The following is a 7380-nucleotide window of genomic DNA, read 5'->3' as shown; positions in this document are numbered from 1 at the left end:
CGGTCCCCGTCGCCACCCCCCCCCTGCTGATCCCAGATCAGGTCGAGGACCAGGACGCGCCCGCCACGCTGGCCCAGACTGTCGAGCGCAAGGCCAGGAGCAAGGCGCACTACCGCAAGCCCCTGAAGGCCACCCCGCCCGCCCCAGCAGCCCAGGACGGCCCGGAGGGGCAACCGGCGTGGCTGCTGGACACCCTGCGTCTCCTGGACCAGCAGGAGGCCAGGGAGCGGGCCGAGCTGAGCCGGGTGTTCGTGCGCCAGCAGGTGCAGCGTCAGCCCCTGCCGCGCCTGGAGGAGCTGCTGGCGCTGGAGGCCTTCCGGCCCAAGCGAGGCCGGGGCGCCGGCACTGCGGGCGCGGGCGCGCTGGCCGCTGGCCTGCACGAGCTGGGGCGCATCGGGCTGGCCACCCGGCTCTACCTGTACGGCAAGGACGGCCAGCCGCCAAAACAGATCGTGCTGCACCTGTGCGCCGAGCTGCTGGCCGAAGCGTTGGGGGTCAGCGAGAATACCCTGCGCGACTGGACCACCCAGCTCCAGCGGGCCGGCTACCTGTACGCCTGCCCGCACTACACCACCACCACCCTGGACGGGAAACAGGTCACGGCGGTGGACGGAATGCTCTACGCGATCCGGCTGGCCCCAGACCACACGGCCCGCCTGAGATATCAGGACTACAAGCGCGCGTACCGCAACCTGGATGCGGACCGGGCGGCAGGCCGCACCGCTTACAACGCGATTGCCAACGCGGCGAAGCGGGCCGAGGAAGCTCAGATTTCAGAGGGCGTCCAGGACGGCGAAAAAAATACTGCGGGGTCATGTACCCCTTCAGGGCAGATCAAGGCAGAACTGCTCGAACAGCTGCGCCGATGGGCCGTTATTCCCGGCAACATCACGACCCAAAACCCGTTAAAAGCTGACCCCGCAGTAATCGATCCGGACGAGGCCGCCAAGCGTCTCGGCGGCGTCCAGGACGTGGTTCACGCCCTGTCCACCCTGCTCGACGTTCACGCCTCGAAGCGGGCGGCCCTGATCGGCATCATGGGGGCGGCCCTGGCACGGGATCTGGAGGACCAGCACAGCCGGGCGTACTACTGCAAAATCATCTGGCTGGCCTGGCAAGCCGAGCTGGAAGGAAGGGACGGTTTACAGGCGCTGGGCGCGGAATTGCAGCACCTGGAAGTGGACCGGCGCGAGTGGAAGGGCCTCAGACGCCCCGCGGCGCTCTTAGCGGCCCGACTTCGGGCGGCGTGACCTCCGGCGCAACCTGCGCGCCGGATGCCCCACCACCCTCAGCCAGACCCAGAGGAAGATGACCCGCCGCGAGGCCGGTCATTCTGTAAGCGTCTACCCCTCAATTTTTCTGTTACGTGAATAACGTAACGTATTCTGTGTGTGGGAGGGAAGAAATGGGAAATGACAACGCGAAGCCCTCTTTTGTTGACCTGAGTGTTTTGGAGGGACTGGAGAAGCCCCGACGCCCGGACGGCCACCGCGCCGAGACGTGGGAGCAGGCCCGCGCCCGGTTCGAGCAGTTGCCCGAGCCGCAGCGATCCGAGCGCCTGAAGCAGTTGGAGGAGTGGCAGCGAGGGGAGCTTTAATAGCCTGGTTTTACCCGGCTAGAACCCCTGTATTTTCTCTGCGCTAAAACGGTTTAGATGAGAGCGCATTCTGTTTACAAGCAAACCTGCTAAACGAAGTAACTTAATAGAAATTCTCACTAAAACTAAAATATATGTTGCTCAAAAACTATTCATTCCATTCCTGTTCTAAAGAATCTATTCTTCCCCTGCTGACAAGTTTTATATAACTAGTGAATATTTTCTTCGAGGTTTCTGTGACCCATTTTACATCACGCATATTATTTCTATAATCAAAGTCAGATCCTAAATCATTTATATCTGCGTTAAAGTCAATCATAATATCATCTACTATCTGTGATATGCATTTTTGAAATTTTTTTCTGACTTGAATATCTCTAACATATTGTTGAGGATTAGAAATCATATCTTTACCTATTTCACTCGATTCTAAAACCAATCGAACTATATACAGCATTACATATTTTGTGATAGTATACTTTCTTATTAGTTCGTTATCTATTTGAGCAAGTTTATTTTCAATAATTCCGATTATAATATGCAAGAAAACAATCTTATCAGAGTTTATAGCTGGTTTAGCAAATATTTCACTGTACTTATCATCGAATACTTGATATTTTCTGTGCGTTCCCCAAGGCTCTTTTAAATCAAAAGCCATTATCTGAAGCCCACTATCTTCATTACTTATAGTGGGTAGATTGTCATTGTGTTCACCTCTTTTAATTTCAAAAGCAAATTCATCCTTGTAATTTGTCTTAAATTCATTTTGGATTCTTATTTGTACGGGACTATTCGACTTGAAATCTCTCGCCTTAACCCCATTCTGATTATTAGAATTCCTAGTTATCATTTCCGAGACTTCTGATGTGGGAGAAATTTGAATAATTTTTGTTAGAATTCTTAATTCATCTGTGATATCTTTTTCATTATTGAAGAGACTGCTAAGACTTTGACAGCCATTTACTACATAATAATTACTTATTTTTAGTTTTTCGTTTTCAATTGAAAATTGTCCACATATAATGGTGATTCCGTTATGAAATAGGGGAAACATTTTATGAATAGATGAATCTTTAATGCTTTTAACTATATCTTTATTAACTTGTGTTTTTCCGAGGGAGCCGCGTACATTCAATGCAAATAAAGACTGATCAATAATTCCTTCAAGTTTCACCAATTCTCTTGATCTTAGAGGAGCAATTATAGTTTTAACATCTTGATTTACGATATATTGAGCTGTTTCTATGCCATCAATGTCAAACAAGAATGGCTCATCCGTATTTTCCTTCCGTTTAGTAGAAATATAACTATCAGTCAATTGCTGTTTGCCAACAAATGTAATTTGTGGAGTAATATCAAGAAAGTCTATGCCATTTTGATCTAAGTCTATATTAGATAAGAATACTCCTCTAATTTTATAAGTCCCTACTTTGTTCCTTATATCTAGTCTCTTGATTAGGTTGACAATGTCAGCAGCACCAGCGCTTGCTATTAATTTATCAACATTATCAATTGATGTAAACTGACTTATGGTACCCAAAAATCCCTTGAGTTGGGTATCGCCTATTGATGAGATTTGTTTTTGAGATATCTTGCTCTGAAGTATGTCTATAACTCCTTCCGTATCGTTGACAAAAATTCCATCTACTCCTTTATCTCCACGCTGATCACAAATTAAGTCAATAGCTTCGTCACGATCAAGTCTATAATAATGTTCTAAATACCAGCCTAAGAATGCTGCACTTTCAGTACGGCCTTTAGCTAAATAGGGGTGTAAATAGTTTAGCAAATTAGGATAGGACAAATCTGGTTTCATTTAGTTTCCTTATCGATCTTTAGATGGAGATTTTCAGCGAAGTCAATCTTACCGTAGAGAGATTGGAAGTGTTCATGATCAAAAAACAAAACTAAGTGATGTGCTGCGGCGCCTGTCCATTGTGGAGTAATGGCAGGGTGAAGTCCATGATCGGCTGACTGGGAGTGGGCAGTTGAAAAGTAGATCAGTTTTACCGAGGTCCTTGAACAGGCTGACGACAGATGGGTTGGTGATAACGCAAAAGGACGAGATAGGTGGATATTTTACAAATTTGCCGAAGGCGAAATTGTGGAGGATGTTTTGGATAAGGCTTAGGCGGAGGAATAAGGCTTGAGTGATTTCAGAGAACTGAAGCCTTAGCAAAAAAGGAGGTCAGCCGGTGAGATCTCCCCTGTGTAGTGCAGTTACGCAAGATTAGCACTACTGTGCATCTTGCCTCTAGAACTGCGTTCTAGAGGGAAAAAACCCGAGCGCTAACGATTCCTAATTCGTGCGCCGTTTTTAGCCTAAGCTGGAGCATGACGAAGACCGCTGGAAGGCCGAAACAAAAGCCCCAGAGAGTCACCGTGACCCTGGAACCGCACCACGCCGCTGAGCTGCAATTGATGGCGGACGAGGCGGGGGTCAAGCTCTCGGCGTTCTGTGCCCACGTCCTGGAGCGTTACAGCTTGCAGGACCGGCAGGTGATGACAGGAGACATCCTCAAGCTGGCCTTCGAGCAGCAGACCCAGCTGATGCAGCAGAACATCCGGGTGGCGTTGAACGAGCAGATGAACCGGGTCCGCTCGTTGCTGGCCCGCACCAGCCTGGAGAGTGGATCGACGAAGCAGATGGTGGGGCTGCTGGTCAAGGACACCTTCGGCAAGGACAAGGGACCGGAGTACATCGAGCGGGCCTGGAACTTCGCCGTCCACCAGCTCAAGGAACCCACCCCACAGATTCGCGCCGCACTCAGCGAGCTGGCCGCCGGCATGGGGAACGACGATCCAGGATTGCTCCTGAAGGTCCGCGAGTCGTCCGAGCAGATGACGGCCGGCCTCAAGGACGTGCAGGCCCTGACCGCCCAGGTGCAGGCCCTCCAGCAGCAACAGCAGCAGCTCGTGAACTACCTCGGCACCCTGAACCAGCAGGTCAAGGCCGCCCAGGAGGCCATGACGATGGCCACCCGCCGACTGGAGAACACCGAGGACGAACTCAGGAACAAGCCCAAGGGCTTTTTCAACCGCTGATGGCCCGCTCAATGAGCAGCACCCAGCGGGTGGTGCGTTCGATCCCGGATCGCAGCGGCAACAACTACACCAAGACCAGCGCCGGAGGCAAAGCGCGCGCCGTCAGCGCCACGCGGTACATGGACGAGAAGGAGCGCACCCAGCTCTACACCCTGGAAGACGGCCTGCTGAGGGAAACCGAGCGGGTGGAGGCCGCCGCCCGCATCGAGGACACCAACACGAAGTACCAGCAGCACTTGGTCTTCACCACCCAACTTGCCGGTGAGTCAGAGATTGACCGGGAGCGCGCGGCGCTCCTCGTCGCCCAAGCGGTGCAGGAGCGCCGGGTGGACGCCGAGATTTACGCGGTGGCCGTCCATCAACAGGACGGGGGGAATGTTCATGTCCATGTCTGCTTCGGCACGGACACGACGCTACGGCGGGGAATAGAGGGGGATCTGGTCCACTTCCAGCACCAGGCGTACGAGCTGGAGCGGCACCTGGGCCGCGAGCTGGGCCTGTACCAGGAGCAGCACCAGGACCGGCACCAGCACCAGGACCGGCACCAGCACCAGGGCGAGGACCAGCAGCCGGAGCGCAGTGGCGGGCGCACGCTGGAACTGGACCCGCAGGACTACGGCAGTGGGGTACGGCGGCAGCGCGAGCGGGAACAGGAACGAGAGCGCCACTATGACCGGGGTTGGGAGCGGTGAAGCAAGTGTCAGATTAGGGTCTAGAGCGCGGCTTGTAAGTGTCAGGTAAGTCCAAAAACGATCCTATTCTGACGCTTTTTGGCCCTCAACCTGACATCAGGTTGGGGTATACCCAAAACTGACAGTAGGCTGATAGTGAGAGCACGGGGCACTGCTGAGCAGCGTCGCCCACGTCGTGCCGCGATATGTACAGCTCCTTTTCACCGTCCAGAATGAGGCTTCTGCTAATTAAGCTGTTTCAGACGTCAACAGAGAGGCGGTGTACACTGAGGCGATGAAGATGTATCGCCGTCCTGCTTCTCTTCTCATCCTGACCGCCACCGTCGCTGGAATCTCGCTGGGCACAGCGAACGCAGGTGGAGCTGGTGCACCCCCTCTGTCCATTAAGCGGAGCTTCTCCTACATCTGCGATCTGGGCAAGAAAATCAGCGTGACGTATGTTGATTACGGCACAAATGGCCCCATGTTCGCCGTCTTGAAGTGGAATGGCATGGACTACGGCCTAGCTGAGGCAATCAGCGCCAGCGGCGCGCGTTACGCGGGGCTGAATGGTCCTGCTCAGGCGCGCGGCGGCTTAGAGTGGTGGGAACATCAGGGCGAGGCGACACTCAGCACGTTCATGGACGGCGACACAAGTAAGACACAGGCGCTGCTCACTGGCTGTAAAACGAACTGAGCATATTGAGTCGCGTAACTGAGGCCGGACCCGTTACATTGATTTTAAGTAAAAGGGTTTGCCCCAGTGCGGCCCTAGAGATCGCTTCTCTTCATTACCGAGTGCTTTCGGTAATTGGCCTTACCAAAAAGAGATCTACGGGCCGTCATTTGATTCTTTGCAGAAATCAAAGCCATTGATTGATCCTCTCTGGGAGCGCGTTCTTTGATTCGATAAAACAATCAAACCATTTTTTGATTTTGCGTAGTAATTCAAAAATTGATTTTCTGCGTAAAATCAAAGAATGACCAACAGAGGCGGTAAGCGAGTGGGGGCAGGGCGCAAGCCAGGAGAGAACATCACGGTGCGCGTGACCCTGCCGCGCGCTGTCTGGACGGCAGTGGAGGCCAGGGCGGCCCTGGAGATCACCACGCCGGGCGAACTGTTGGCCGCCGCCTACCGGGCCGCCTCTACCCACCCCACGATCCTCAACACGCCATCAGAGCCGCAGAGCCTGGAAGGTGTGACCGCGTTCCGGGTGCTGTCAGCCAGCATTGACCAGCGCACCCGCAACCGCTTGCGCTGGCCTGCCGCCAATTACCCACGCATGGAGGCCCTGCTGGCCCAGGGCGAGGTGATCCAGCTCATCCGCGAAGACGGCAAGGACAAGTGGAAGACCAGCGGGGGCGATGTGATCCGCCGCGACACGCTGGTCAAACTGGCGCAGGCGGGCAACCTTGAGGCGCTGACCTGAAGCCAAAAGACCATCAGCAAAGAGGGGGGGTGCAGGACTTGCCCCTCGCGCTGAGGCAGTCAGGGGGAACGGAAAAAGCGGCCCGAAGGCCGCCTTGATTCCTTCAATATAGGGCGGTATTCAGCCGGTGTCAAATCTATGCACCGAGTCTAAAAAAGTTTGCTGAGTCCCAGACCGTCCTACAGCAGCCCAATAAAAGGCCAACAGAACTCCAACAAATAGCACCCCACACGAGGTGGGGTGCTACTCTCGAACACGAAGTGGATCAACAGCGTGTCCAGCGCTCTGATCCGGCTATCCCACCTCGAAGGAACACCTCTACATGTCAAACCAACGACGGGAAAGCCTTACCCATAGGGTACGGCAGGAAGCCCCTAAATTTCTAGCTTTGACTACCATTGACCCATCTTTCACCCCTGAAAGAGCGGCAGCCAGCACTGACCACTTTTTAGCCATGAGTCGTGCCGCTCTCCGTGGCGAGCCGGTGGACGTGGGCCGCCCCAAGCCGCAGCCCAGCAAGCACTTCCAGCAGACGCGCCGCCCGGTCCCCGTCGCCACCCCCCCCCTGCTGATCCCAGATCAGGTCGAGGACCAGGACGCGCCCGCCACGCTGGCCCAGACTGTCGAGCGCAAGGCC

At 54.1% G+C, this 7380-nt stretch carries 8 protein-coding genes; 7 read left to right on the top strand and 1 reads right to left on the bottom strand.

Going from position 1 to position 7380, the window contains the following annotated elements:
• Both HNQ08_RS26790 and HNQ08_RS26785 read left to right on the top strand, forming a co-directional pair.
• On the top strand, positions 1 to 1250 hold a 1250-nt coding region (locus HNQ08_RS26790; protein WP_184138482.1), incomplete at its 5' end, for a hypothetical protein.
• A 155-nt stretch (positions 1251 to 1405) separates the two neighbouring features.
• Positions 1406 to 1597, top strand: coding sequence for a hypothetical protein (locus tag HNQ08_RS26785; protein WP_184138480.1), 192 nt, complete (start codon positions 1406 to 1408; stop codon positions 1595 to 1597).
• 148 nt (positions 1598 to 1745) lie between these two features.
• Here the strand turns inward: HNQ08_RS26785 and HNQ08_RS26780 are convergent, their stop codons facing one another.
• Positions 1746 to 3413, bottom strand: a complete 1668-nt coding sequence (locus HNQ08_RS26780) for an AIPR family protein (RefSeq protein ID WP_184138478.1) — start codon at positions 3411 to 3413, stop codon at positions 1746 to 1748.
• A gap of 518 nt (positions 3414 to 3931) precedes the next feature.
• On the opposite strand from HNQ08_RS26780, the gene HNQ08_RS26775 reads away from it, so the two are divergent.
• The 5 genes from HNQ08_RS26775 to HNQ08_RS26755 all read left to right on the top strand — a co-directional run.
• Positions 3932 to 4642 carry a hypothetical protein gene (locus HNQ08_RS26775; RefSeq protein ID WP_184138476.1) on the top strand — a complete coding sequence of 237 codons (711 nt, stop codon included), beginning with the start codon at positions 3932 to 3934 and terminating at the stop codon, positions 4640 to 4642.
• A gap of 11 nt (positions 4643 to 4653) precedes the next feature.
• A complete protein-coding gene (locus HNQ08_RS26770) occupies positions 4654 to 5334 on the top strand; it encodes a hypothetical protein (protein WP_184138474.1) in 681 nt (226 codons plus the stop codon).
• A 274-nt stretch (positions 5335 to 5608) separates the two neighbouring features.
• On the top strand, positions 5609 to 6010 hold the full coding sequence (locus HNQ08_RS26765; RefSeq protein WP_229790310.1) for an MliC family protein: 402 nt from the start codon (positions 5609 to 5611) through the stop codon (positions 6008 to 6010).
• A gap of 283 nt (positions 6011 to 6293) precedes the next feature.
• Positions 6294 to 6743 (top strand): hypothetical protein, encoded by a 450-nt coding sequence (locus HNQ08_RS26760; RefSeq protein WP_184138472.1) that lies wholly within the window; start codon positions 6294 to 6296, stop codon positions 6741 to 6743.
• Positions 6744 to 7197: 454 nt separating this feature from the next.
• A partial coding sequence (locus tag HNQ08_RS26755; RefSeq protein WP_184138470.1) for a hypothetical protein occupies positions 7198 to 7380 on the top strand: 183 nt, incomplete at its 3' end.

The organism is Deinococcus humi (genome assembly GCF_014201875.1).
GTDB lineage: Bacteria > Deinococcota > Deinococci > Deinococcales > Deinococcaceae > Deinococcus > Deinococcus humi.
Note: the sequence above shows the minus strand (reverse complement) of the source record. Positions and strands in the feature narration are given on the sequence as shown.

Excerpts from the sequence above, each read along its gene's own strand:
- HNQ08_RS26785 (WP_184138480.1), top strand. The coding sequence starts at position 1,406 with ATGGGAAATGACAACGCGAAGCCCTCTTTTGTTGACCTGAGTGTTTTG.
- HNQ08_RS26780 (WP_184138478.1), bottom strand. The coding sequence starts at position 3,413 with ATGAAACCAGATTTGTCCTATCCTAATTTGCTAAACTATTTACACCCC.
- HNQ08_RS26775 (WP_184138476.1), top strand. The coding sequence starts at position 3,932 with ATGACGAAGACCGCTGGAAGGCCGAAACAAAAGCCCCAGAGAGTCACC.
- HNQ08_RS26770 (WP_184138474.1), top strand. The coding sequence starts at position 4,654 with ATGAGCAGCACCCAGCGGGTGGTGCGTTCGATCCCGGATCGCAGCGGC.
- HNQ08_RS26765 (WP_229790310.1), top strand. The coding sequence starts at position 5,609 with ATGAAGATGTATCGCCGTCCTGCTTCTCTTCTCATCCTGACCGCCACC.
- HNQ08_RS26760 (WP_184138472.1), top strand. The coding sequence starts at position 6,294 with ATGACCAACAGAGGCGGTAAGCGAGTGGGGGCAGGGCGCAAGCCAGGA.